At 64.5% G+C, this 25,020-nt stretch carries 23 protein-coding genes; 9 read left to right on the top strand and 14 right to left on the bottom strand.

Features of this window, described 5'->3' with window-relative positions; translation table 11 throughout:
- The first annotated feature begins 96 nt into the window (after positions 1–96).
- From pabB to CR492_RS09695, 6 genes are all read left to right on the top strand, one after another.
- Positions 97–1,458: an aminodeoxychorismate synthase component I gene (pabB, locus tag CR492_RS09720; RefSeq protein ID WP_102843627.1), complete on the top strand. Its 1,362-nt coding sequence runs from the start codon at positions 97–99 to the stop codon at positions 1,456–1,458.
- Positions 1,455–2,039: an anthranilate synthase component II gene (locus CR492_RS09715; protein WP_102843554.1), complete on the top strand. Its 585-nt coding sequence runs from the start codon at positions 1,455–1,457 to the stop codon at positions 2,037–2,039. Before pabB ends, CR492_RS09715 begins: the two co-directional genes overlap by 4 nt.
- 209 nt (positions 2,040–2,248) lie before the next feature.
- The gene (locus CR492_RS09710; RefSeq protein ID WP_102843626.1) at positions 2,249–3,442 is read left to right on the top strand and encodes a (5-formylfuran-3-yl)methyl phosphate synthase; all 1,194 of its coding nucleotides are present in this window, start codon (positions 2,249–2,251) and stop codon (positions 3,440–3,442) included.
- On the top strand, positions 3,439–4,080 hold the full coding sequence (locus CR492_RS09705) for a uridylate kinase (RefSeq protein WP_102843553.1): 642 nt from the start codon (positions 3,439–3,441) through the stop codon (positions 4,078–4,080). The genes CR492_RS09710 and CR492_RS09705 overlap by 4 nt, the downstream gene beginning before the upstream one ends.
- A gap of 43 nt (positions 4,081–4,123) precedes the next feature.
- Entirely contained in the window at positions 4,124–5,518 is a 1,395-nt protein-coding gene (locus CR492_RS09700) for a DUF6513 domain-containing protein (protein WP_102843552.1), read from the top strand.
- A gap of 31 nt (positions 5,519–5,549) precedes the next feature.
- Entirely contained in the window at positions 5,550–6,107 is a 558-nt protein-coding gene (locus CR492_RS09695; RefSeq protein WP_102843551.1) for a DUF447 domain-containing protein, read from the top strand.
- On the opposite strand, the gene CR492_RS09690 is transcribed toward CR492_RS09695, so the two are convergent.
- A complete protein-coding gene (locus CR492_RS09690; RefSeq protein WP_102843550.1) occupies positions 6,092–7,129 on the bottom strand; it encodes a hydantoinase/oxoprolinase family protein in 1,038 nt (345 codons plus the stop codon). The two genes, CR492_RS09695 and CR492_RS09690, sit on opposite strands and share 16 nt — an antisense overlap.
- A gap of 99 nt (positions 7,130–7,228) precedes the next feature.
- On the opposite strand from CR492_RS09690, the gene CR492_RS09685 reads away from it, so the two are divergent.
- On the top strand, positions 7,229–7,942 hold the full coding sequence (locus CR492_RS09685) for a HisA/HisF-related TIM barrel protein (RefSeq protein WP_102843549.1): 714 nt from the start codon (positions 7,229–7,231) through the stop codon (positions 7,940–7,942).
- Between the two features lie 269 nt (positions 7,943–8,211).
- Here CR492_RS09685 and fae read toward each other — a convergent pair whose 3' ends face one another.
- The 9 genes from fae to CR492_RS09640 form a co-directional block, all read right to left on the bottom strand.
- Positions 8,212–8,721, bottom strand: a complete 510-nt coding sequence (gene fae, locus CR492_RS09680; RefSeq protein ID WP_085985899.1) for a formaldehyde-activating enzyme — start codon at positions 8,719–8,721, stop codon at positions 8,212–8,214.
- Between the two features lie 151 nt (positions 8,722–8,872).
- Positions 8,873–9,808 (bottom strand): triphosphoribosyl-dephospho-CoA synthase, encoded by a 936-nt coding sequence (locus tag CR492_RS09675; protein WP_102843548.1) that lies wholly within the window; start codon positions 9,806–9,808, stop codon positions 8,873–8,875.
- Positions 9,805–10,770, bottom strand: coding sequence for a RimK family alpha-L-glutamate ligase (locus tag CR492_RS09670; RefSeq protein WP_102843547.1), 966 nt, complete (start codon positions 10,768–10,770; stop codon positions 9,805–9,807). Before CR492_RS09670 ends, CR492_RS09675 begins: the two co-directional genes overlap by 4 nt.
- Positions 10,754–11,668 carry a methenyltetrahydromethanopterin cyclohydrolase gene (mch, locus tag CR492_RS09665; RefSeq protein ID WP_245412040.1) on the bottom strand — a complete coding sequence of 305 codons (915 nt, stop codon included), beginning with the start codon at positions 11,666–11,668 and terminating at the stop codon, positions 10,754–10,756. Before mch ends, CR492_RS09670 begins: the two co-directional genes overlap by 17 nt.
- A 50-nt stretch (positions 11,669–11,718) precedes the next feature.
- The gene (locus CR492_RS09660) at positions 11,719–12,864 is read right to left on the bottom strand and encodes an ATP-grasp domain-containing protein (protein WP_102843545.1); all 1,146 of its coding nucleotides are present in this window, start codon (positions 12,862–12,864) and stop codon (positions 11,719–11,721) included.
- Positions 12,865–12,877: 13 nt separating this feature from the next.
- The gene (locus tag CR492_RS09655; RefSeq protein ID WP_180982498.1) at positions 12,878–13,765 is read right to left on the bottom strand and encodes an NAD(P)-dependent methylenetetrahydromethanopterin dehydrogenase; all 888 of its coding nucleotides are present in this window, start codon (positions 13,763–13,765) and stop codon (positions 12,878–12,880) included.
- Between the two features lie 192 nt (positions 13,766–13,957).
- Complete coding sequence (locus tag CR492_RS09650) at positions 13,958–14,974, bottom strand: beta-ribofuranosylaminobenzene 5'-phosphate synthase family protein (protein WP_102843543.1); 1,017 nt, start codon at positions 14,972–14,974, stop codon at positions 13,958–13,960.
- A 179-nt stretch (positions 14,975–15,153) separates the two neighbouring features.
- Positions 15,154–15,858, bottom strand: coding sequence for a glutathione S-transferase (locus CR492_RS09645; protein WP_102843542.1), 705 nt, complete (start codon positions 15,856–15,858; stop codon positions 15,154–15,156).
- A gap of 172 nt (positions 15,859–16,030) precedes the next feature.
- Positions 16,031–18,367, bottom strand: a complete 2,337-nt coding sequence (locus tag CR492_RS09640) for a tetratricopeptide repeat protein (protein WP_180982497.1) — start codon at positions 18,365–18,367, stop codon at positions 16,031–16,033.
- 239 nt (positions 18,368–18,606) lie between these two features.
- On the opposite strand from CR492_RS09640, the gene CR492_RS09635 reads away from it, so the two are divergent.
- Positions 18,607–20,205, top strand: coding sequence for an autotransporter outer membrane beta-barrel domain-containing protein (locus CR492_RS09635; protein ID WP_102843541.1), 1,599 nt, complete (start codon positions 18,607–18,609; stop codon positions 20,203–20,205).
- 7 nt (positions 20,206–20,212) lie between these two features.
- Positions 20,213–21,235: a TraB/GumN family protein gene (locus CR492_RS09630; RefSeq protein ID WP_245412036.1), complete on the top strand. Its 1,023-nt coding sequence runs from the start codon at positions 20,213–20,215 to the stop codon at positions 21,233–21,235.
- 15 nt (positions 21,236–21,250) lie between these two features.
- Here CR492_RS09630 and CR492_RS09625 read toward each other — a convergent pair whose 3' ends face one another.
- The 4 genes from CR492_RS09625 to CR492_RS09610 all read right to left on the bottom strand — a co-directional run bounded on the left by CR492_RS09625 (position 21,251) and on the right by CR492_RS09610 (position 24,947).
- Positions 21,251–22,903 (bottom strand): hypothetical protein, encoded by a 1,653-nt coding sequence (locus CR492_RS09625; protein ID WP_245412035.1) that lies wholly within the window; start codon positions 22,901–22,903, stop codon positions 21,251–21,253.
- A gap of 138 nt (positions 22,904–23,041) precedes the next feature.
- Complete coding sequence (locus tag CR492_RS09620; RefSeq protein ID WP_102843538.1) at positions 23,042–23,557, bottom strand: hypothetical protein; 516 nt, start codon at positions 23,555–23,557, stop codon at positions 23,042–23,044.
- A gap of 191 nt (positions 23,558–23,748) precedes the next feature.
- Complete coding sequence (locus CR492_RS09615) at positions 23,749–24,408, bottom strand: hypothetical protein (protein WP_245412034.1); 660 nt, start codon at positions 24,406–24,408, stop codon at positions 23,749–23,751.
- Complete coding sequence (locus CR492_RS09610; RefSeq protein ID WP_102843624.1) at positions 24,405–24,947, bottom strand: hypothetical protein; 543 nt, start codon at positions 24,945–24,947, stop codon at positions 24,405–24,407. Before CR492_RS09610 ends, CR492_RS09615 begins: the two co-directional genes overlap by 4 nt.
- Positions 24,948–25,020: the final 73 nt, after the last annotated feature.

The raw sequence follows: 25,020 nt of genomic DNA, 5'->3' as shown, positions 1-25,020 counted from the left end.
GCTTCGTCCGATCTAAGAAGACGGCCGGCGGGGCCGTTTCACGCGCGGCCGAGATCGGCGGGCGCTGCGGCCGATCGGAGGTCTTTGGGCGCTGTCATGCATGTTATCGAAATTGATTTCACGGACCCGGTCGAGACCGCCGCCGCGCTGAGCCGGTTGCCGTTCCTGACCTTTCTCGACAGCGCGATGCCTGAGGATGCGCTCGGGCGCTACAGTTTTGTCGCGGCCGACCCGTTCGAGCGCATCGAGGGCAAGGCGCAGGACGCCAGCTGGGTCCAGCGCCTCAAGATGGAGCTCGCAAGATTTCACACGCCGCTTGCGCCGGGCCTGCCGCCGTTTCAGGGCGGAGCGGCCGGGCTTTTTTCCTACGATCTCGGCGCCAGCCTCGAGCGCCTGCCAGAGCCTGCCGCCGACGATCTCGCTTTTCCAGATCTGTCGCTTGGCCTTTATGACGTCGTCGTCGCCTTCGACCTGATCCAGCGGCGCGCCTGGATCATCTCGACCGGCCTGCCCGAAACGGAGCCCGCGGCGCAGCGCGAGCGCGCCGTCACGCGGGCGGAGCAATTTGCCGGCTTGATCGCGCAAGGCGCGCCGCCCTCCAGCGGAACAATCTCGCTCGCCGGCTGGACCAGCAATTTCACGCGCGCCTCCTATGAGGCGGCGGTCGCCGAGGTGATCGAGCGCATTCTCGCCGGCGATATTTTTCAGGCCAATCTGGCGCAGCGCTTCGAGGCGCGGACGCCGCCGGATTTCGATCATTTCGGCTTCTACCGGCGCCTTCGCCGGGTCAATCCGGCGCCTTTCGCCTCTTATCTCGACCATGGCGGCTTTATCATCGCCTCTGCTTCGCCGGAGCGTTTCCTGCGCGTCGACGGCGACCTTGTCGAGAGCCGCCCGATCAAGGGCACACGCCCGCGTTTCGCCGATCCGCTGGTCGACATGCTGCAGGGCAAGGCCCTGAGCGAAAGCCGCAAGGACCGCGCCGAGAACGTCATGATCGTCGACCTTTTGCGCAATGATCTGTCGAAGGTCTGCGCGCCGGGGTCGGTCAAGGCGCCGCAGCTTTGCGCGCTCGAATCCTATGCGACGGTGCATCATCTCGTCTCGACGGTGACCGGCCGGCTCGCGGAGGGATTTGGGCCGGTCGATCTCCTCGCCGCCTCCTTTCCCGGCGGCTCGATCACTGGCGCGCCGAAATTGCGCGCGATGGAGATCATCACCGAGCTCGAGGGCCATGCGCGGGGCCCCTATTGCGGCGCGATCGGCTATATTGGCTTCAATGGCATGATGGACCTCAATATCGTCATCCGCACCGCGAGCTTTCGCGCCGGCGTCTGTGTCGTCCAGGCGGGCGGGGGCATCGTCACGGCGTCGGACCCCGCTTCCGAATATGTCGAGACGCTGGACAAGGCGCGGCGCATTTTCGAGGCCTTCGGCTCCAGCGAATTCGCGCAATGATCCTCGTCGTCGACAATTACGATTCCTTTGTCCACACCGTCGCCGGCTATCTGCGTGAACTTGGCGAGACGCCGGTCGTCATCCGCAATGACGCGCCGCTGCCGGCCGAAGCGCCGGAGGCGATCGTGATTTCGCCGGGTCCCTGCACTCCGAACGAAGCCGGCATGTCAATGGATCTCATCCGCGAATGGTCCGGACGCGTGCCGATCCTTGGGATCTGCCTCGGCCATCAGGCGATCGGGCAGGTGTTTGGCGGGCAGGTGACCCGGGCGCGGCGTCCGATGCACGGCGAGGCGAGCGCCGTCCGCCACACCGGCGCCGGCGTGCTGGCCGGGCTGCCGCAGCCGCTCCTCGTCGGGCGCTATCATTCGCTGATTGTCGAGCTGGACGGCGCGCAAACGCCGCTCGAGGCGACCGCCTGGTCCGATGAGGGCGAGATCATGGCCCTGCAGCACCGCGCGCATCCGACCTATGGCGTTCAATTCCACCCGGAATCGATCCTGACGCAGGACGGCCACCGCCTGTTGCGGAATTTTCTTGGCTACGCCCGCCGCGGCGCCGACCGCCAGCTCGCGACGTAAGGCGCGATGCGGTTTCCAGCCTCTCCAAAGGGGGCAGAAGGGCGTCTCCTGGCAAAACTTGCTGCGCGCTCAAAAAAATTCGGTAGACAGCGCGAAGCGGTTTATGCCTTGAAACGGACTTGTTTGATCGTTTGGGCGCTCCGACCGTTCTCCGGCGGCGGCGTTGAAGCGCATTGCGGGCGCGACGCTTCGGCCGGAAAGGTTTTTCGATGACAGCAATGCTCGCGAGCGTGATCAATGAAGCCGAGGCTGGGACGGCGCTGGCGAGCGCCGTCGATATGATCGACCTCAAGGATCCGGCGCGCGGCGCCCTTGGCGCGCTTCCGGCGAGGCTCGTCGCCGCCATCGTCGCGACGGTGGCCGGGCGCAAGAAGACCAGCGCGGCGGCCGGCGACCGATTTGCCGCGCCGGCCGATGCGCTCGAGGCGGCTTGCGCGCTGGCGGCGACTGGCGTCGATTTCGTCAAGATTGGCCTTGCGGCCGGCGGCGCGGCGATCGTCGACGCGCTCGGCGCGTACAAGGAAAACGCCGGGCTCATCGGCGTCCTCTTCGCCGATCAAAATCCAGATCTGGATCTTTTGAACATAATGGCCGAGCGCGGGTTCAAAGGCGCCATGCTCGACACTTTCGAGAAAGGCGCCGGGCGCCTGCTCGACCATATGGATGTGGCGGCGCTAGCGGTTTTCGTCGATCGCTGCCGCGAGCTTGGGCTGATCTGTGGGCTCGCCGGCTCGCTCGAGGCGCCGGATGTTCCGCGCCTCTTGCCGCTGCGGCCGGATTATCTCGGCTTTCGCGGCAGTCTCTGCAAGGGCGGCGATCGCGGTGGCGCGCTCGATCTCGCCGCTGTCGCGATGATCCGCGATCTGATCCCGCATGTGGCGGAGAACGGCTCTGGCGCCGGCGCGGCGGACGTCGATTGGCGCCTGCTCGGCCGCGGCTATGTTCCGGTCAATGAGGTGACCGAGACGGATCTGATTTTCGTGCATGATCTCATCATGCCCTGCTTCATCGGCGCCTATGAATATGAGCGCGCCAGGAAGCAGGACGTTCGCTTCAACATCGACGTCGACGTCGCCCGCGCGCGTCTGCATTCCGACGATATGCGCGACATTTTCTCCTATGACCTCATCGTCGACGCGATCAAGATAATCACCGGCCGTGGCCATATCGAACTGGTCGAAACGCTGGTGCGGGAGATCGCCGAGTCCGTGCTGGTCCATCCAAGCGTCATCAGCGTCCGCGTCCGCGCCGAAAAGCTCGACGTCATTCGCGGTTCCGTCGGCGTCGAGATCAAACGCGAGCGCGCCAAGGAGGCTGCGGCCTTCGAGGGCCTGTTTGGAACGCCCGTGGTCGATACCGCGGCGGCGAAGCTGAAGAAAACAAGGAGCCCGAGGAGCCATTGAGCCCGATCGTCGCCAAGCTCGGCGGGAGCCTTGCGGGCTCGCCTCAGCGCGACGCCTGGCTGGCGGCGCTCTGCGCCTCGACGCGGCGTCTCATCCTCGTCACAGGCGGGGGACCCTTCGCCGGCGCTGTCCGGGCCGCGCAGAAGGGCATGGGCTTTGATGAGGCGACGGCGCATCGGCTGGCGCTGCTGGCGATGGAGCAATACGCAATCATCGTCGCCGCGCGGCAGGATCGCTTCGCGCTTGCCGCGACGCGGGACGACATAGCGGCGGCGCTGGCCAGAAATCGCATTCCGGTCTGGCTGCCCTCGACCATGGTGCTGGCGGCGGCCGAGATTCCGCCATCCTGGGACATGACCTCGGATTCGCTTGCGGCCTGGCTCGCCGGAGAGCTGGCGGCGCGCGAAATTCTGCTCATCAAATCCCGCGATGTCGGGGCGCTGGCGTCCGCGCGCGGGCTTGCGGAAGACGGCGTCGTCGATCCGCTGTTTCCCCATTTCGCGGCGCAAAGCCGGGCTTGCGTCTTTATCGCGGGACCGCAAGCGCTTCCGGGCGCGCGCAAGAATTTTTCGAGCGGCGTGACGCCCGGCGTGAGGATCACTTGCGAAGCGATCAGCGCCGGACCGGCCGCCGCATGAGCGCGCGCGCCCTTTCGTCCGGCGGCGCCGGGGGCGCCCCGCCATGAGCGAACGCTTTTTGTTCGTCACCGGCCATCTCGCCTATCCGCGCCTTGAGCGGATGATGCGCTCGCTGGGGGCGACGCCGTTTGACTGGGATATCGTCAATATCGGCGTCAAGGTTGCGGCCTTGATGACCGAGGCGATCTTGCTACGGCGCCTGCCGCGACCGCTCAACGCCGATCGGATCATCCTGCCCGGCCGGTTTCGCGGCGATCTTGCGGCGCTGTCAAAGGAGCTTGGCGTTCCTGTGACGCGCGGGCCCGACGAGATCAGCGATCTTCCCGTCTATCTCGGCCGCGGCGGCCTCGCGCCTGACCTGTCGCGGTTCGACATCCGCATCTTCGCCGAGGTCGTCGACGCCTCCGCCCTGTCGATCGAAGCGCTGTTGGCGCGGGCGGAAAAACTGCGGCGCGCCGGCGCCGATGTGATTGATCTTGGCAGCCTGCCGGACACGCCCTTTCCCCATCTTGAGGAAGCCGTGCAGGCGCTCAAGGCGGCGGGCGTTCGCGTCAGCGTCGATTCCTTCGATCATGACGAATTGCGGCGCGGCGCAAAGGCCGGCGCGGACTTCCTTTTGAGCCTCGACGAAAACGCTCTCGACATCGCCGATGACACAGGGACGACGCCGATTCTCGTCGGCTCGCCGCTGCATGACATCGACTCGCTGGTCCGCGCCGCGGAAGCCGCCGACCGGCGCGGCCTGGCCTATATCGTCGATCCGATTCTGGATCCGATCCATTTTGGTTTTGCCGACTCGATCGCTCGCTATGTCGCGACGCGGCGACGGTTGCCGGAAGTCGAGATGATGATGGGCACGGGCAATCTGACGGAGTTGACGGAGGTTGATTCCGGCGGTCTCACGGGAGCGCTCATCGGCATTTGTTCCGAGCTGAATATCCGTAATGTGCTGACTGTCCAGGTCAGCCAGCATACAAGGCGCACCATCGAGGAGCATGATGCCGTGCGGCGCATGATGTTTGCGGCGCGAGCCGATAATTCGCTGCCGAAAGGCTATGGGACGGCGCTGCTGCAACTCCACGACAAAACGCCCTTTGCCGCGACGCCGGAAGAAATCGCCGAGCTTGCCGGCGATGTGCGCGACAAGAATTTCCGTATCGCAACAGCGGTCGACGGCGTGCATATCTACAATCGTGACGGTCATCATATAGCGAAAGACGCTTTCTCCTTATTTCCCAAACTCGGCGTCGAGGCGGACGGCCCGCACGCCTTCTATCTTGGCGCCGAACTCACCAAGGCCGAGATCGCTTTTGCGCTTGGCAAACGCTATGCGCAGGACGATCTGATCGATTGGGGCGTCGGCGCGGACCGGCCGGAAGAGGAGCGCGACCGGCTACGCGAGGCCGGACACACGCTGCGGCGCAAGGAGGAGCCATGACGGGCGCGCTAATTCCGCCGGCGGAACGAACATGATCCGCGAAGTCGTCGTTACCACGATGAACGTCTCCGGCGCGCCGCATCTCGCCCCGCTCGGCGCGATCGCCGATGGGGAGGGGTGGATTCTTGCGCCGTTCCGCCCGTCAACGACCCTTGACAATCTCAAGGCGGTCCCCTTCGCCGTCGCCAACTACATCGACGACGCCCGCGTCTTCGCCGGCCTTGTCACGGGGCGGCGCGACTGGCCGCTGCAGAAAACGATCGAGGGGCGCCCGCCCCGGCTCGCCGGCGCGCTCGCACATGCGCAACTGACGGTGATCGATGTCGAGGATCATATTCAACGCCCGCGCTTCCGCTGCCGTGTTGCGAGCGTCGAAACGCATGCGCCGTTTGAAGGGTTGAACCGCGCCAAAAACGCCGTGCTCGAGGGCGCGGTATTAATTACGCGGCTCAACATGCTGCCGCGCGAAAAAATCGACGGCGAGCTCGCCTATCTTTCGATCGCCATTGAGAAGACGGCGGGGCCGGACGAGCGCGAGGCGTGGTCCTGGCTGATCGCGGCGCGCGACCGGTTCTACGCCGAAAACTGACGCGCGGCGATCAGCGCGATCGCCGCCGCCGGCGCGCAATCGGCGGCTTTTTCCAGCGCCTGCGGCGTCGCCTCGATCAGCGTGTCGAAGGCGACGAAGCTCCGGCCAAGCCGCCGCGCGATCTCCATGACGCTGGCGCGTCCGACGCCGGCGCCGACAACAGGGGCGTCCTCGCCGACGTCGCCGCGCGAAAGCACAAGGCAGGCGGCGTCCATGATCTCGCGCAGCTGCGCTTCGGCGAAAAAGCCGGCGAGCCGGCGCCATGCCGCCTCATCCGCATCGGGCGCGTCCATGCCGATCATCCGCGCCAGCCTGGCGCAGGAGGCGTCGACGCTTTTGTCGCGTCCGTCCGACGTATCCATTGTGTCGGCGCCTTCGGGCAAGCGCAGCAGGACCCGATTGACGTCGGCCATGTCGGCAAACCATTCATTCATCAGGGCCGTCCAGCCGCCGCGGAAGGGAACGCGTTTCGGTCCGGCCATCAGAAATGTCCGCGTCAGGCCGGTATAGACGAGTTCGCCATGCGCCAGCCGCTCGGCGTCCGTGCGGCCAAGACTCGCCGGCACGTGATCCGCGACAGGAATCACGTCGGTCGTCGTCGATCCCATATCGATGAGGAGGGCGTCGCGAAAACGCGCGCCGGTCAGCGCCGCGCTTGCGTGCCAATTGACGGAGCCGATGTCGGCGGCAAAGAGGCTCGCCCGGGAAGCCTCGATCAGGCCCGCCCGCGCTGCATAAAGCAGGACGCGGCCGGGCGCGAGCAGCCGCTGCGCGATCGCCGCCACGCCTGCGACGCCTTCGGCGCGCGTCGCAAAAGCGTCGGAGAGCTCGCCCGTCATGGTGACGATATTGATTTCGGCGCGGCCGACCGCCTGGAAGGCCTGCGCGAAAGCGCGGTCGAGCTCGGCGAGGCCGAGCCAGAGCGGGCAGGGGATCTGCGCCGCCGCGGTAATGACGCCGTCCTGCGCGCGGGCGGCTTTCAAATGCGCGCCGCCTATGTCCCAGCCGATGATGTCCTGCATTGCGCCGCACATATACAAAAACGAGAAAAAGTTAAGATGATCTTAGAAAAGTCGCGGATGGCTTGCACTTTATCGTGAATGTAAGAGCGGAGCTTGAGTATGGAAGTTATTCCCGTCATCGACCTGAAGGATGGCGCGGTGGTGCGGGCGCGCCTCGGCCGTCGCGAGTTTTACGCGCCGATCGAGAGCCGCCTCGCCGCAACAAGCGGCCCGGCCGATATTGTCGCAGGCCTTTTGTCCCTGCATCCTTTCGCCACGATCTATATCGCCGACCTCAACGCGATCGACGCGCGCGGCGACCATGAGGATGTGCTTTTTTCTCTCGAAGAAGCGTTTCCTCAGGTCGGCTTTTGGGTGGACGCCGGCGTGAAGGACGCGGGCGAGGCGAGATCCTGGCTGCTGCGGCATAAGCGCGCCACTCTGGTGCTCGGAACGGAAACATTGGGGAGCTCGGCGACGCTCGAGATCCTGAAAGATGAAGAGCGGATTATTCTTTCGCTCGATTTCCGCGGCGAAACATTTATCGGACCTGAGGCGTTGCTTTCGGCGCAACATATCTGGCCCTCGCGCGTCATCGCCATGACTTTGGGGCGCATCGGCGCCAATGCCGGACCGGATCTCAGCCGGATCGCCTCCCTGAAGGCCCTATCCGACAGAAAGGTCTATGCCGCTGGCGGCGTCCGTGGGACCGAGGATCTTGCCGCTCTGGATCGCGCGGGCGTCGATGGCGCGCTGGTCGCCTCGGCCTTGCATGACGGTCAGCTGACCAGCCAGGAGCTTGCCGCCCCGATTATGGCGAAAGGGATCCTTTGAGGATCCCTTTACGCTTTTTGTCCGACGCCTGCTGAACGGCGCGTCTTCAGGCAGATCGCGCGCCGCTCATCAGGGTTTTGCTTCAACGCATGAAGCGCGCGCCAAACGGGATCGCGCGCTCCTCTCCTCGACAGAATGATCGCAGCTGAAGGGCCGTGGGCGTTCTGAAGATTAAACCTGCAACTCAATCCGACGATGCGGGGTTCGGATCAACTGTCCGGCCTTGCGGCGGACAGGCGGGGAGATGCGTTCTGTGCCGGACCCGTTGCTTAGTTCGGCGCGAAGGGGTGCTTGGCCGTGTTGCGCTGTTCGACGACGGTTTGCGGGCTCGGCTCGCCGGCGACGGCGCGGGCGATCGCTTCCTTCGTGGCCTGATAGTTGTAGTCCTGGATCTTCTGGTCGTCCTTGGCTTCCCAATGGATGAAGACGCCAACCGAGATGAAGATATCGTTGGCTTCCTGGATCGGGATAACGCCGTCGGCGACGCTATCTGCGACAGCCTTGGCGACGCCGCGCTGGGCCGGGCCGAACATCTGGACGGCCTGGGTCGCGTTCTTGATCGTCACCTTGTTGAACATGACGGTCGCGGGCTTCGCGAGCAGGTTCGGAGCGACGACGGCGAGCAGGGAGGTGAAGCCGTCCTTGTTGTTGACCAGCGCGTTCGCGAAGGCCGTTTCGGCGGCGCTGCCGCGCGGTCCGATGAGCAGGTCGATGTGGGCGACTTCATTGCCTTCGCCGACGAGCGATTCGCCAACCAGCAGTTTGTTGATCTTGGTCACGTTAAAAAACCCTCCCATTGAGACTTCCTTCGTAGATTGCTATCGAAGAAATCAGCAGAAAATGAACTCAATCCTTGTTCTCAGCGCCCATCTTCGCCGGGCCGGTTAGCCGGATAGAAGCGGCACTGGTCCGCTGGCGCGCACTCAACCATTATTGCCGCGCGTAATCAAGATTGATTAGCCGATTGGCAAAAAGGGTTGCCACGGTCAGGTCCGCGCTGGTGCCCGGATTGCGGCCGGCAACCTTCAGGCTGCGGTCGAATGCGAGAAGATTTTGGCGAAAATTCGCCGGATCGACACTGACGGCGAATGCGTCGCGCAGCGGCGCAGCCTCGTCCCGCACCGCTTCCGCCGCCTCGATCCCATATTTGCGGGCGATGTGGCTATCTGGAAATTCCGCAAGAAAATCAAGGTACACGGCTACGGCGAGCCAAGGCGCGCCCCAGCCTTTTCCGCGCGCTGCAGCAAGCGCGCGCAGCCCGAGGCCGAACACGTCGGCAAAGCCGTTCGCGTATTGCCGTGCTATGGCGTCGCGGGGGGCCGCCTCCCGCATTGCATCAAGCAGCGTCGTTTGCGCCGGGGCCCGAACGTCGTGCCGGGACGCGGCGCCAAGACCGCCCGGCGAGGCGATCACGATCGCGGCGAAAGCCGATTGCGCGTCGTCGCGGCTGAGCTTTACGAGCGTCGCCTCGAGCGCGGCGGCAAGCGCGTCCTCTCTCGTCACGGTAATGTCACTGGCGGCGTCACAGGGCGCAACAGCCGTCCGCGAAAACTCCGCGGCCGCGGCGAGAGGCGCGCATAACAAGATGATGCCGAGATTGGTATTGAGGCCGACACGCGCGAAGGTCGCTTCCACCGCGCCAAGAATACGCGCGCCTACAGCCGCGCCCGGCGCGCAGAGCGGCGCGGCGGCGGCGTCCGCGCTGCGCAGAAACTGCTCAACCGTCATGCCATGTCCCTCGCTGAAGACATGCACATTGCCGGGTTTCGGCGCCTCCACCTCATCGCGGCAGGATGTGATGAAAGCTTTTTTTATAGCCGCGTGACGCGCGGCAGAGGCGGCGTCGCTCTGTTGCGCTGCGATCATGCGACGCGCTCGACGCTCGATGCTGGCGCCTCTTCTACAGGCGCCCGTCCGGCATGCTTTAGAAAATCGCGGACGAGCCGGTCGGCGATGCAAAAAGGCGCCACTTTCTGAAGCCCGCGCCAGCCCGGCATGCTGTTGACTTCCAACACTTGCGGCGCGCCGTCGGCGTCGAGAATAATGTCGACGCCGGAAAATTGCGCGCCGACGGCGGCAGAAGCGCGCAACGCCAGCGCGGTCAAGTCGTCGTCCGGCTCGAGCCATTCCGGCCGCGCGCCAAGCTTGATGTTGGTGATCCAGTTCGCGGCGCGCCGGATCATGGCGCCGATCACTTCGCCGTCCGAGACGAAAAACCGCATGTCGGAATAGACGTCTTTACGTGGTCCAACGAAGCGCTGCAGATAATAGACATATTCTACCGCCTCGATCGGCGGCAGATCGTCCTCGCTGTGGATCAGCCTCAAGCCAAAACCCTGCGCGCCGAACAGCGGCTTTAAGACGAGAGGCCCGCGCGATATCTCGCGACGCAGGATTTTCCGCGCCGCATCCGTCGATTGGGCGGCCCATGTCGGCGGCGTCGGAATTTTGGCGTGCGCCAGCGCAAAACTCGTCGCCGCCTTGTCGACGCAGATTTCCACCGCGCGGGCGGGATTGGCGACCGGAACGCCGAGATCGCGCAAGGCGTGCAGCACGCTGAGGCGTAGTGTCACGCTCTCGAACGAGCCCGAACCGATGGCGCGGACGAAGACCGCGTCAGGCAGGTCCGTCCCGAAGCCGTGGATGACCAGGCCATGTTTGCGCTGCGTATCGAACCCGCATTGCGCCAGCCTTATCGGCGTCGCGAGGACGCCGGCGCGGGTGAAGGCCGCGGTCAGATCGCGCGCGTGCCAGTCGTAAAGATCGACCGCGATCGCGATTTTTAGCGCATCGGGTGAAAGAAGCGCTGCTTTAGGAGAAGCAGGCATCAAGCAGGGCGTTTTCGATCTTGCCGGCGCGGAAGGTCCGGCCGCTGTCGACCGAGGTGACGATCGCTTCGGCCGGGCTGAACAGCATCGGGTCGATGGCGTAGAAATCCCCCTTGTTGGCCTTGAAAATCTCGGCGAAAGGGCGGCCATGATCGCGCGAGTTCTTGCTCGGCAATTGTTCCGCCAGCGCCTTGGCGTCGTCGGCCGGCCCGGTGACGAAGAGCTGGATCCGGCCGGCATAGATGATCGCGTCATTGGTGCGGCCCATCGCCTCGACGAAATCGGGATGGGGCGGCGACAAAGGCGCGCAGGCGAGGCCGTCGACGATCCGCTCGAGCGGGAAATGCAGCTCATGCGCCTTGTGCAGCGCGACTTCGAGCACGCGGGCGACCACCTGCACGCTGCCGGCGAGGCTCTGCGTCGGCGCGTAGATGAAGGCGAGATTTTCCGGGCTGACGCCGCAGGCGCTAGCGACCTTGTCGGTGACTTCCGGCGGCGGCGGCCGGTCGCTCTCGAGCACCAGCGTGGCTCTGGTCGCCGCGTCGCGATAGGCGAGATCCTGGAATAGCGGCTCCTTGCAGGCGAGCGCGCGGGCGGGGCCCGAGCCCAGCGCGAAGAAGGATCCCTTGCCTTCGCCATGCGACAGCGCCCAGCCGGCATATTGGCTGGCGAGGCAGGCGATCACCGGATCGGTTGAGCGCACGGAGATTTCAAACGGCCAGTTCGGATTTTCGCCGGTGGGCGACAAGGTGACGGTTCCAAGCCCGCCAAGGCAAATCTCGGCGAGGCGCAAGCCCGCCTCGATTCCGCCGCGGGCGGATTTTCCGGCGTCGATGATGGTCTCGCCGCGCGCGCCCTTGGTGACGATGACGCGCAATTTCGCCGCGTCGGCGATCATCGCGTCGACAAGACGTCCGGTCAGCGTGTTGATGCTCAGAGCCGTCTCGCTCACGATGCTTCTCCCCCCAGTTTACAATTTATGGCGTCGACCAAAGCGCCGGCGCGCGCCTCAACGAGGGCGCGCGCGGCGGACGTTTGCGCTGCGCAGGCTTTAATGGTGCAAAGCGGATCATACAACCCCACGACGCTTTGCGGCTTTTGCCGGTCGGCCGTCCAATCCGGCCAGTCGAGCTGGGGCATCGCTCCGATATCCTGTTGCGCGTAGGCGATTGCCGCGGCTGAAGCCGCATTGAATTCGAGCGCCCGGATCGGAAGCCGCCCCAGACATGCGTCGATATGCGCCTGAAACAGACGGCCTTCGCCATCTTCGAAGATGTCGATCGCCGCGCCCGGGCGCGGATTAACCTCGATCAGATGGAAAATGTCCCCATCGACCAAAAAATCGACGCTGTTCAGACCTACCAGCCCCTGCGCGCCGACGATCGCGCAGGCGGCGTCAGCGAGGCGCCGTTCAAGGTCGGCAGCAAGTCCGGCCGGGCGGACGCAGCCGCCATAGCGGAAGGGTTCGTCCGGCGCGGGGGCCGTCCATTGCCGGCTGAGGCCAAGCGAGATCGCGCGGCTTCCGTCGCAGAGACATTGGACCGAGATTGGCTCCCCAGGCGCAAATCTTTGAAAATAAACGTTTTCGCCCGCTGGCCGTGAGGCCCGTGCAGGCGCGACATGGGAGCCGCCGGCGCCGCCGACGCTTTTGACGAGCCAGCCGTCGCAGGGGTCCGGCAAGGCGAGGCTGATGTCTGGATGGGGAACGCCACGCGCCTGGCAAAGCGCGGCGAGAGCCATCGGGTCCTTGGCGCGGCGCAGCCGATCGGCCGGATTGCCGAACAGGGACCAGCGCGCGGCGAGCTCCTCTAAAAGGCTCGGCCGATCCTCGAAGCCTGCGCCATAGACGAGGCCGATTGGAGAATTCGCCTCCGCCAGCGTTTCCAGAGCGGCGATCAGGGGATCGCGGGAGAAGCCTGTGCGCCAATCCCCGGCAATGAGACTCGCCGCGCAGAGGCCGCGCGTGTCGCTATCGTCAAAAAGATCGGCGACGAGGGGACGGAAGCCGGCGCGCCGCGCCGCAGCGGCGAGAGCGCGGCCAGAGGACGCCGCGATCAGAACCGCGGCGCCTCGGTGCTTTGTCAGGCCGGACAAGCTTGCGGCTTGCTCAGACCAGTTCCCGCGCCAATGTGAAGGCGTCGCGGAAGTCGATGCAAAGCGGCTTCGACGACGTCGCCATGCGCTGGAACAGGCCGGATTCGGTCTTGTATTTGATGTCGCCAATGGCGAGCGGGCCGACGCCGAGAGCGCCGCCCTCAAGCTCGGCGCCATTGTCGAACAGCTGCAGCCCTTCGATGCCGGCGGGGGGAACGGCGTTGACGTCGGCGGCGACAAGGAGGCTCTTGGCCCCAGCGAGCAACTCCTTCGAGAGCACCTGCACGCCGGCCGCGGCCGCGCAATAGACGACCTCGACGCCTTCGAGCGCCTCTTTCTTTTTCTCTTCGGTGCTGCCGTCGACGGCCTTGAGGTCAACGCCGAAGCGGGCCTTGATGTCGTCCGCTTTCGCCTGAACGCGCTTTGGCCCGTCATAGCCGGCGAGCGACACTTCGGCGCCTTCAAGAGCCGAAATCACGCCCGCCGCATAGCCGACGACGCCGGTCGCGCCGAAAATCAGGATCTTGGTCTTGTCGAGGCTTTTGTTTTTCTTGGTCTTCAGCAGCTTTTCGACGCAGGCGACCATAGCGGCTGCGGTCGTGAAGGAGCCGGCCGGATCGGCGAAGGCCGAAATCTCGAAAGGCTTCAAAAGAGTCGCTTTGAAGCGCTCCAGCATGTCGAGCGCAAGGCCGGCGTCCTTGCCGGCGATGAACACGCCGGTGCGCACCGCGTCCCGCGGCGAGCGCGAAAACATCGCGTCCTGTACGAGAGCCGTGACTTCATCGAGCGTGACCCCGGTATAGGGCGTGACCGAATCATAGCCCGCGTCGAGCGCCATGTTCACATCGAACGGGCTCATATGCTTCAACGGAGTGAACATGTGCAGAATAGTCTTGGCCACGCGGTTCCCCTCTATGCTTTATGGCGTTTGCTCTGGATCGCGACGATTTCGATTGAGCCATTCCAAATCGCGAACGTCATCGATTCCAGCTATTTAGAGCATGGCGTCGGTCCGAAAACTGTTCCTGCTTTCGGCGTCATGCCCCAAGGCCGGTGATTTCAGACGGGCGTCTGAATCCGAACCCGACTTTCACTATCTCGACGGCTGACCTGTCACGATATTCGCAGCGGCGAATGTCGCGGCCGGATCGGCAGGAACATCGCCCCTTACGATCGCGCCGTGATTAAGTCCTTTGCATATCGCAATTTCTACTCCCAAGGCATTAGATTTTTCGCGCGAAAGCGCGCAAATGCGCGCGGCGTCGGCGGCGTCGGCGGCGAAGGCGAAGCCAGTCGGCCCCCAGGAGGACTGGCCAATTCCTCTGGCGCCATGGCGGGCGAGCTCGGTCATCGCCTGCGCCACGCGCGGGCTCGTGAACGCGCCGCCGCCCTGGGCCGGCGCGAAATAGGCGCCGACGATCTCCTGAATCCGCGCGATCGCGGCGCCGAAAGCGTCGATGTCGGCTTCGACTAGGGCGGGAAGGGCCTGAATCAGCACGAGGCGGCAGATTTCGCCTGACGCGGCGGCCTCAAAAGGCTCGAGCGCCGCGAAGGACTGGATTTCCTGCGGCCCGTGGATCCCTTTCAGTTCAGGGTCGAGCACGAGGATCACGCGCCAAGCCGGGGGAAATTCGAGCCGCGCGATCACCGGCGGCGTGATCGTCCGCTCGCCGCGACCGCCATCGACGATGACGCCGCCGCGCTCGAAAATCGCCGCGCCGATCCCGGAGCGCATCGTGCGCTGAAGCAGCAGCGCGTCGTCGGCGGGGTTGGCCGGCAGCCCTTCGAGCAGGCGGAGTCCAGCGCCCAGCGCCAGCGCCAGCTGCGTGCCCGAGCCAAGCCCGACATGGTCGGGAATCGCGGTCTCGATAGCGATGTCATAGGCCGAGGACAGGCCATGGCGCCGCTGCAGCGCCTCGACATGCGCCAAGGCCCGCTCCGAGTCGGAGCCGGTGGCGGCGTTTTTTGCCGCGCGCGAAATATGAAGTCGCGTCGCCGGCCGGTCGATCGCCAGCCCGATGCTGCCAAATCGGCGCCCGAGTCCGCCGTGAAGATCGAGAAAGCCGAGGTGAAGCCGCGCGGGGGCGACGACGGTGACGCTTGCAGACATAGTTTCTTTCGGCTTCTTTCGCCGGAGTCTCCACGCGAGCCCGCGCTCAGGTCATCCGCCGTGTGTGAGGCGCGCCGCCACGCGCCGGAGGCCTCCTGAAGACGGCGGCTTTTCATACGCAGGGCGGGCGCAGAGTTCAAGGACCGCGCAACAGGCCGAGCGAAGGGGCTCTCCTCGCCCTATCCGTCGAGTTCGGAATAATGCCGGAAAATGCCGTCCTCGTTGAAAGGAATGCGGCGCTTGCTCGCAAGATAGGCGCTAAGGCGCGGGCGCCCGGCGACCGCTTGCCGCAGCGCCGCGACCCGAGGCGCCTGTTTCAGCGCTCCCTTCATCACTTTCGGAAAAGCGTAGGAGAGCCCTTCGACCAGCTGGAACAGCGACAGATCGGCATAGGTGAGGCGATTGCCGACGAGAAAGCCGTCGGGATTGCGCGCGAGGAGGGTCTCGAACCAGCTCAAGAATTTCGGAATGCGCGCGCGCCGGAACGCTGCGGCGCGGCGGCGCGCCTCCGGCTTCTGGTCTTTATAGAAGAGCTCAACGTCGATCGGATGGTGCGTATCATGCGCCTCGGCGACGGCGTCGGAGATGGTGAGCTGAATCTGATGGACCCACAGCCGGCCGACTTCCGCCCGTGGGGCGAGGCCGAGTTTGGGCCCGAGATATAAAAGGATCGCGGCGGTCTGGCCGATCAGGACTTCGCCGTCCCGCAGAAACGGCGGCGCGAAGGGCGGGCGATCGGCTTGCTCCATCAGGTCGATCAAAGTTGCGACGCCGCCCTCGCCGCGCGCGACGTCGACATAATCGGCGCCGGCCTCTTCGAGAGCGAGGCGCACGAATTCACCGCGGCCCTGAATCTCCGGCCAGTAATAAAGCTCGTAACCCATCGGGAGCCTTCCGGCTGCGCGCCAAAGCCCAAGCGCGATGCCGAAACGCACAAAGCTTTTCCGGCCGCCTCATGTTGTAAAGATCTGGAATCGATCGCGCTTCATAATTTTGGACCGATCGGGCGCAAACTCATCGAGATCTCGAAAGCGCGCCCTCGTTTCCCGAGCCGCGCTATCTGGCGACAAAATAGAAGCTCTCGCCCGGCAGCGAGCCATAGGTGAATGGCTCCTGCCGCTGGCCCGTCGCCTGCCGCACCTCGTCGCGGATCTGCCGAAACAGCATATTGATCTCAAGCTGAGGCTTGACGATATTGCGCAGAAAAGCCTGGGTGAAGGGGCTGTGATCGCCGTCGCCGTCCTGCGCGACCTGGCCGTCGCGGGCCGCATAGGCGACGAGCGTGCCGCCCTCCGGCTCGACGCGGGCGAAACCGCGGCCGATCGAGCGCGAGGCCATGGTCCGCTGCATGCGCGCCGCGAACGGGTTGTCGCGGCAGGCGTCGAGAATGACGAGGCGCAGTTTCTTGGCGCGCTCGGTCGCGATCAGGATGCGCTCCAGCGTGATCGCCTCATCCTGAACGTCGCGGTCGGCCCTGAGCTTGGCGTCGACCGGAATGAGATAATTGACGCCGCCGATCTCGAGTCCATGCCCGGCGTAATAGACCACGGCCCAATCGGCGGTCTCGACCTTGTCCTCGAAGGCGCGCAGCGCGGCCAGGAATTTTTCGCGCGTCAAATCCTGTTCGGCGAAGACGGTCTGAAAGCCGACCTTGCGAAAAGCCGCGGCGACCGCCTGCGCGTCGCGCTGCGGATTGGGCAGCGTCGCGACTTCGCGATAGTTGGAATTGCCGATGACGAGCGCGACGCGGTTGCCAAGCGGCGGCGCGAGCGCAGCGCTTTTGGTTTGCGCCGCCTCGACGACGGCCTTGGCGCGCGCCTCGACCTCGGCTTTCAGCCGCGTGTCGAATTCGGCTTTCGCCTGCGCCTCATAGACTGCTTTCGCCTTGGCGTCGGCGTCGGCGCGGGCACGCGCTTCGGCCGCGGCCTGCGTTTCGAGCCGCGCCCGCGCCGCCTCGGCGGCGACCTTTGTGCGAGCTTCCACTTCCGTCTTGATGCGGGCTTCGATGGCGGCCGCCTGCTGCTCGGCCTCGGCCTTGGCGCGCGCCTCGGCGTCGGCTTTCGCCCGCGCGTCGGTCGCGTCCGCTACCGCCGCTCCGGCGACGAGCTTGGCGCTGGAGGCCTCGCTCGCCGCGAGGGCCGCAAGCCGCGCGCGCGCCTGATTTTGCGCCGGCTTGGCGAGGGCCGCGTCGGCCTCCCCGGGCAGGCTCAGCGCTTTCTGGTAATCGGCTTTCGCTTTCGCCGATTGGCCGGCTTTTTCGTAGGCCTGCCCCCTGCCGGCATAGGCGGCGACGAAATCGGGCGCGACGCGAAGCGCCTCGGTAAAATCGGCGATCGCGCGATCGTTCGAGTCGCGCGCAAGAAAGACGTCGCCGCGGAAGCTGAGCGACACGGGCAAGCGCGGATCGATCGAAAGAGCCTTGTTGAGATCGCCGAGCGCGCCCTCAAGGTCGCCGCTGAGCCGCTTCACCCGGCCCCGCTGCGCAAAGGCGAGATCATATTTCGGCCTGAGCAGAAGCGCCTCGTCGCAATCGGCGAGAGCGAGATCGAGCTTGCCCTGATCGGCATAGACAAGGGCGCGGTTGACGTAGCTTTCCGGCGTCGCCGCAAGCTCGATCGCCTTGTTCTGGTCGACAAGCGATTTTTCGAGATCGCCTTGCAGGCGGCGGGCCTCGCCGCGATGACTGAAGGCTTCGCCATTGGCGGCGTCGACCTTGATCGCCGAATCATAATCGGCGATCGCCCCGAGAACGTCGGCCTTGGCGAGCCGCGCATCGGCGCGCTGCACATAGCCCTTGGCCTCATTGGGCGAAAGTTTGATGAATTCGTCGAAATCGGCGATCGCGCGGTCAGGCTGATTCTTCAGGTAGCGGGCCTGACCGCGGTTGTAGAAGGCCTTGGCGAATTTGCCGTTGAGCCGGATCGCCTTGTCATAGTCGGCGATCGCCCGGTCATATTCGCCCTTGTTGACGAGAGCCGCACCGCGCGAATTGTAAAGGTCCGGCGATTTGGCGTCGATCCGGATCGCTTGATTATAGTCCGCGATCGAGCCGTCGTAATCGCCCTCGATCTGGCGCGCGAGACCGCGATTGCGATAGGCGTCGATCGAATTCGGATTTCGGTCAAGCGCGCGGGAAAAATCGGCGATCGCGCCTTCAAGATCGCCCTTGCGCACCTTGGCGACGCCGCGATTGTTGAGAAGGCCGGGCGTCGCCGCTTCGTCGGCAGAGCTCTCGATCAGCCTTGTGCAGGCGGGAATGCCGGCGTCGGGATTGCCGAGCGAATGATTGCAGAGTTCGAGGTCGCCGTCAGCGGCGAGGGCGCGCGAGCCAAGCGCGAAGGGGGCGGCGAGCAAAACGCTGCACACGAACACGAGAATGCGGCCGATAATCATGTCCAAGCTCCGGCGGAAGACGGCGCGCGCATGAGGCGGGAAATCGATAAACGACCGCCCGGTGATCCTGCCGCGCCTGTTTTCCGAAACAAAGCATAGGTAGACACGCTGTACATAAATGTGCGTCCCGGCACTCCAGGCGCGAAGCTGCCGAAAGAATAGATCAGTGTTGTTGCAGATACAACACAGATCACGTGTTCGTTATCGTCTATTGTCGCCGCAAAGCAGGGGAGCTTGTGATGCGCGCCACCAATTCGATCGCCATGAAACTCGCGGCTACCGTGGCCTTCTGGTGCGGCGCGGCCATCACCGTACAAGCGGCGTCCTTTTGCCCGACGACGGTCACTCAGCAAAACGCGGTTCAGACAAGACAGGTTTGCGTTCAAAGAGACAGCTTCGGCAATTGCACAGAGTTCAGAACAGAAACCTTTGTCGGCCCGGCCACCTTCACCGGCTTTTCCTCGCAGCCCGTCAACGGCCAGTGCACCAACAACGGGCAAGGCGCTGACCCGGCTGCTTTTTCCGGCGCCGCGCTGGCGAGCCAGGCGCTGAGCGAACTCTCGCAATCGACAACGCAGGAAACCGCGCGCAGCGCCGAGAACTCGATCGCCAACCGGCGCGACGAGGAACGCGATCGCTGCGCCGCCGGCTTTAGCCGCGTCGATGGCGCCTGCGAACCCAATGCCGCTCCCGCCGCGGAGCAGGTCGCGCCTCCTCCGCCGCCCGCTCCGGCGAAGAAGCACGCCGCCAAGACGAAGACAAAGAAAGGCAAGGCCGCTGTCGCCGAGGTCGAGGAGGCGCCTGCGCCGCCGTCCGCCCCGCCCCACGCGCGTCCAAGAGCCGCCTTCGTCAGCAAGGACGGATTCGTTCCGCCGCCGCCGCCGCTTGAGGCGCCATTCCGTTACGGCGTCTGGGGCCAGGTCTTCGGCGAATATGAAAAACGCAACGCGAGCGGCCTCGGCGCCATCAGCGGACCTGATTTCAATGGCGGCGCGCCTGTGCCGCTCACCACCACCGTCGACAGCAAGATGGGCACGGTCGGCTTCCAGGCTGGCCTCGACTATACGGCGCATGGCCTGTTCGCCCCAACCGACGGCGTTATCGTCGGCGCGCTCGTCGGCTATATTTCCTCGACCCTTAATCTCGATACGGTGTCGGCGTCGTCGAACCTTGCCGTCGTCGGCAATGGATCGACGCATCTCCACGCCAAGCTCGACGGCCCCTCGCTCGGCGTCTACGCCACCTATTTCTCCGGCCCGTTCTCGGCCGACATCCTCGCCAAATTCGACCTTTTGAGCCTCAACCAGAATTTCACCGACAATCTCGCCTTCGCCGGACCGTTCGGGCCGTTCTCCTCGACCTTCTCGGGCGAAGGTTCGACCAGCCTCCTGAACTCGACGGTCGCCGGCAACCTCAACTATCGCTTTGACGTCTATCCGAACTTCTGGTTCGAGCCGACCGTCGGCGCGCAATTCACGGCGCTCGGCTATGGCGGCGGCGCCGCAGCGCTCGGCCTTGAAAATGGCAATCAGGTGATGGTGCAGGGCGGCGCGCGCGTCGGAACGGCCTCGATTTTCGACAAGGTCATCATCAAGACCACGCTGACCGGCCTCGCCTATAGCGACGTCGCCATCAACGGCGGCTTCATCCCCGGCGCCTCGTTCAACGGCAACAACATCCTGGCCGACGCCGACCGCGGCCAGGTGCGCGGGCGCGGCATTCTCGCCTTCAACTTCGATTTCGGCCAGGGCCTCACCTCTTTCGTCCTCGGCGATGTGCATGGCGGCGAAGGCCTGTTCGGCGCCGGCGGCAAGGCGGGCATCCGCTACCAGTGGTAGGCAGTTCGTGGCTCGCCGGGAGCCCGCTGCGCAAGGCGTTCGTTATGGCGCAGTCATCGCCGCGATTCTTTGTTTCGCGGCGGGCGGCGCGCGCGCGGCCTGCTCCGGCCATGATCTCTTCCCGCTGATCGAAGAGAAGGCGCCAGAAGCCTTCGCCGCCATAAAGGCGCAGGCTGCCGAGACGCCATTCGGACGCGGAACGTTTTTCCGGCTCAGCCGCGGCGACGATGCGCCGTCCTATCTGTTTGGCACGCTCCATCTTGCCGATCCCCGCGTGACGGATTTTCGCCCCTCCGTCGTCGCGGCGCTCGACGCATCGAAAACGCTCGCCGTGGAATCCGTCGAGACCGGCGCACGGCTGGAAAGCGTGATCCGCAAGGATCCAAAGGCGATGCGCGCCGCCGTGCTGGCGGACGCCGCCGAGCGCGCCAGGACCCTCCTTGATCGCGCGGATTTCGCCGCCCTCAAGGCGCTCGTCGCCGCCGCCGGGATGAAGGCCTCCGCCGCCGGGGAGCTGAAGCCAGCGGTGCTCGCCCTGCTGCTCGATCTTCCCGCCTGCGCGCGCACAAACGGCGCCCGCCCCTACGCCGACCAGCGCATCGCCGCCATGGCCCGCGCGCGCGGGCTAAAGGTCGTCGGCCTCGAGACCATGATCGAGCAACTCGACAGTCTGGACGGACTGCCGCCGGACGAGTCCCGCGCGCTGCTGGTTTCGACGCTGCGGCAGGCGAGCGAGGCCGAAGACGTGGTTGAGACGACGATCGCCCGCTATGTCGAGCAGGATACGGGCGCGCTTCTCGCCTGGATGCGCTCGCCCGATTTTATTCCTGGCGTCGTGGGCGCAGCGACGCCGACGCTATTCCTCGACCGCCTCATTTCCGGGCGCAATCAGCGCATGGCGGCGCGCGCGCTGCCCCTGCTTGCCGGGGGCGGCGTCTTCATCGCCGTCGGCGCAACGCATCTGCCCGGCAAAGAGGGTCTGCTGCGGCTGTTCGAAGAACAGGGATTTGCAGTCGAACGGGTGGAATAGGAAATCCCCGCCGGCCTAATCCGCGAGCGCACGGAACCGGCGCGGCTCGTAGCCGCGCTCCAGCAGCGAGGCGAGCGGATAGACGTTGCGGCAGACGCGGCCGTTGCAGCCCCCGGGGGAGGCCTCGAGCACCTCGGCTTTGCGGTCCGCCGTAAATCCCATGAACAGCATCACATGCGAGCCCGGCTTGTTCAGCGCGTCGCCCGGCTTCAGATCCCACGGATTTTGAATCAGCGCCGCGATCGAGGGAATGGCGGCGGTGGTAAAATGGGTCGAGAGCCCCCAGGCCGCGCTCACAAAGGACGAGCAGTCGACGCCGACGACGTCGTAGCGCGGATCGTTGCGGGTGCAGACATTGCCGGCGAGGGCGCCGCGCGAGACGCGCGCTGCAAATTGCGGCAGCGAGCCCTGGCAGCCCCAGCAATAGGGAACGCCGCGCACATCCTGTCCGGCGCGGCCGATGAGATAGCCTGGCCGCCTGATCCGGTTGAATCCCGAACATTGCGAATCGGGGTCGGCGCCGTATGTCGCCGGCGTCAATCGCCAGGTGAAGGCCTCGAAAGCAAGGCCCCTTTGCGTGATGCTCGCGCGGGTCACGGGGCCGATGGCGGCGATCGCGCCCTTGCCGAGCTTCGCCAGCGCCGCATAATCGGGCGAGGGGCCGCGCATATCGATGATCTGGCCAATTCTCATCGGCTGGAAGCCGACGCCGATGACGTCGACGACGCCCTTGCGCGTGCGCAGGAAATAGATGTCGCCCTCGGGCGAGACGGTGACGAAGCGGCGCGAGAGCGCGACATTCGGCGTCAGCGGCAGTTCATAGACGCCCTCGAACGCCCCGGTCGGGCTGAAGCGCGCGATAAAGGTCGATGCGCCGATGCCTGCATAGGGCGGAATGTTTTCGGCGAGCACATACATCCGGCCGGATCGATCGACGTCAAGAAATTCGATCGCGCCGAATTTGTCGCGGACCTTCATCGCGAGCTTGGCGAAAGGCGCGGAGGCGCCCTGCTGGCTGACCTCGATCCGCACCGCTGCGCCCGTTTGATCGGGCGTGACCGTCACCGCAATGGGTCCTTTGCCGCGCGAGGCGACGAGCTGGCGGGTCCGGGCCGGCGCGGCGGATACCGTTCGGGTCGCCGGGTCGGTTTCTTCGGAGCCCATTTGCGCGAACATCGACTGGGTGGTCTCGTCGACCGCGCCACTGCTTTGCGCGAGACTGCGGGTCAGTCCGCCGCCGCCACGCGCCTCGAGCGCGATCGGCTTGCCATCCCAGACATAGATGCCGCCATTGGCGACGATGAGATCGGTCGGATCGACCCCTTCGGGAAGCGCGAGCGACCTTGTACGCGCGCCAGGCTCCTTCGGCTCGAAGCCGACGACGCGGCTGTTGACCTGATCGAGCAGGAAAATCTCGCCATTCTCGCCGGCATAGATCGCCTGCGGCCCGGCGATTTCGGTGTCCTCCGCCGCGTCGACGACGCCGACGGAGTTCGGCCCGAACCCGGCCTTGAATTCCTTGACCACGGAATCCTTGGCGGCCGAATCCTTGACCGCCGCATCCTGCGCGAAGGCGACAGGCGCCACTAGCGCGAAGGCGAAAGGCGCCGCCAGCGCGAGGCCGGCGGCGATCAGAGCGGGAATAAAAAACGGTCTAATCGCTGTCACGGGATCATCGCCTTGAATGGGCGCGCGGGGCGGCATGGCTCCCTCACGTCGCGGATCATACGCGAAATTCGCCTCGCGCCCGTGTGCTACGTCACTCTCGCGCTCCGGCGCATGTCCCGCGAACCGGGAGCGGCCGCATCATTTCACCGGGCCGGTAATCGACGACTGCGATTTCTTCTCCTGCGGCCCAAGCTTAAATGCTTTTTTGCTGAAGTCGACGAGCTCGAGAAAATACATCGTTCCCGCGATGTCCTTGCCGCCGTCGGACGGCTTGCTGTCGGTCTGAATTGTCGCGGTGAACTCCACGGTCTCTCCGGCCGCGGTCTTCAGGCGGCTGAAGTTGCAATCGATATGCCGGTCCGTAACATCCATATTGAGCGTCGCCGGCGAGCCCGCGGGTTTGCTGATCAATCCGTCGAGGCCGATTTTTTTCTCGAAGGTATGATGGTTGAAAGCCGGAACGTCGTGGTGGCCGAATTTCCTGGGGGTCGTAGCTGCGTCTTTGCCGCATTGCCCTTGCAGCGAGGAAAAAAGATACCACGCGAGCCTGGTTTCCTCGTCGTCGAAAACGGCGAAGACGATTCGCGTTTTGGATTGATCGCCGCAGGCGACCGAATAGCCGGCATAACCCGATATACGAAATCTAACAGACATGATGCTCTCCCTTGCGGCGTCAGTCCTGGACGCTTTGGATATGGAGACGCTTCTTGTCGCGAATTTTTCGCGCAGCGCGTGCGGCCGTGCACAATCTGCACACCGGACAACTGTAGCGGATCATCGCGCTCATGGCGCGTTCAAAAATATTTGAAAAATGATCGGGCGGGCGCGCCGCCTGACGGCGCATGTTATGTAGCGCCGCCCGTGATCAGGATCTGTGAATCTTTTCCTTGCGGACCGAGGTGAAACTTTTTCTCGTCAAAGGATGCGGTTTCCAGGAACAACACTTTGCCCTCGATGTCCTCGCCCGCGCGCGAGGGCTGCGAGTCCTGCTGGGTCCCAAAAGGAAAAGTCACGACCTCTCCCGCTTTGGTCTTCAGCTTGTCAATACGGTATCCGATCATGCGCGAGGTTGCGGTCGAGTCCATGTTGAGGGTCGCGTAGGTCCCTTTGGGATTCTTGGCCAATTCGTTCATCGCGATTTTCTTCTCGAACGAATGCGGTATAGTCCGCCCGATATCGGTTCGGTAGCCAAATTTCACGGCGGCGGGCGCATCGTTGGCTGCGCATTCCTTCTGTGATTTCTTGTCGGCGGTCGAGGTGAAAAGATACCAGGCGACCGTCGTCTTTTCATCGTCGATCATGCCGAACACGACGCGGGTTTTCTTATGATGGCCGCAATCGACCTCATAGCCGGCCTGCCCGGAAAACTTGACGCGCATTCTGTCCGTCATAACTTCGTCCTCTTGAAAATTCGAAGTTTTGCCGCGAAGTCTGTCGTAGTCGCCTCGCCATTGTCGAGGCAGAGGCTCATCACACAGTGGGCCCGGCTCCGGCGGAAGCTTCAAACCACGCCGCCGGATATTTTGATCTTCGAGTCTTTTCCCTGCGGGCCGAGATGAAATGTCTTTTCGTCGAAAGGTCCTGATTCCAGAAACAGCACCTTCCCTTCTATGTCTTGATTGGCTCTCGATGGCTTTGAGTTCTGCTGAAAGCCGAAGGGAAAGGTCACGACCTCTCCGGCTTTGGTTTTCAATTTGGCGATGCGGCAGCCGATCAGGCGCGATTTGTCCGTCGCATCCATGTTGAGCGTCGCGAAGCTTCCCTTCTTGTCGGCGAGGCCGTCGAGGCCGATTTTCTTTCGAAACAAGACCCGGATGTGCCGTCCGACGTCCGTACGAAAGCCGAACTGCTCGGTGACGAGCACATCTGTGGTTTCACATTCCTTCTGCGATTTCTTGTCGGCCGCAGAGGCGAACAGATACCAGGCGATCGATGTCTTCTCCTCGTCGAAAATTCCGAACACCACACGCGTTTTTGTGTGGTGACCACAATCCACTTCATAACCAGCCTGTCCCGAAGCGCGAAAGAACACATCGTCCGCCATAAACACCTCCCCGAAGTCGATCGTCGAACTCACGACCAACGCAAATCAACATGGGAGCAAGATGCAGCAGCGA

Source organism: Methylocella silvestris (assembly GCF_002891535.1).
In the GTDB taxonomy this organism is placed as follows: domain Bacteria; phylum Pseudomonadota; class Alphaproteobacteria; order Rhizobiales; family Beijerinckiaceae; genus Methylocapsa; species Methylocapsa silvestris_A.
This window is presented reverse-complemented; position numbering and strand designations above follow the sequence as displayed.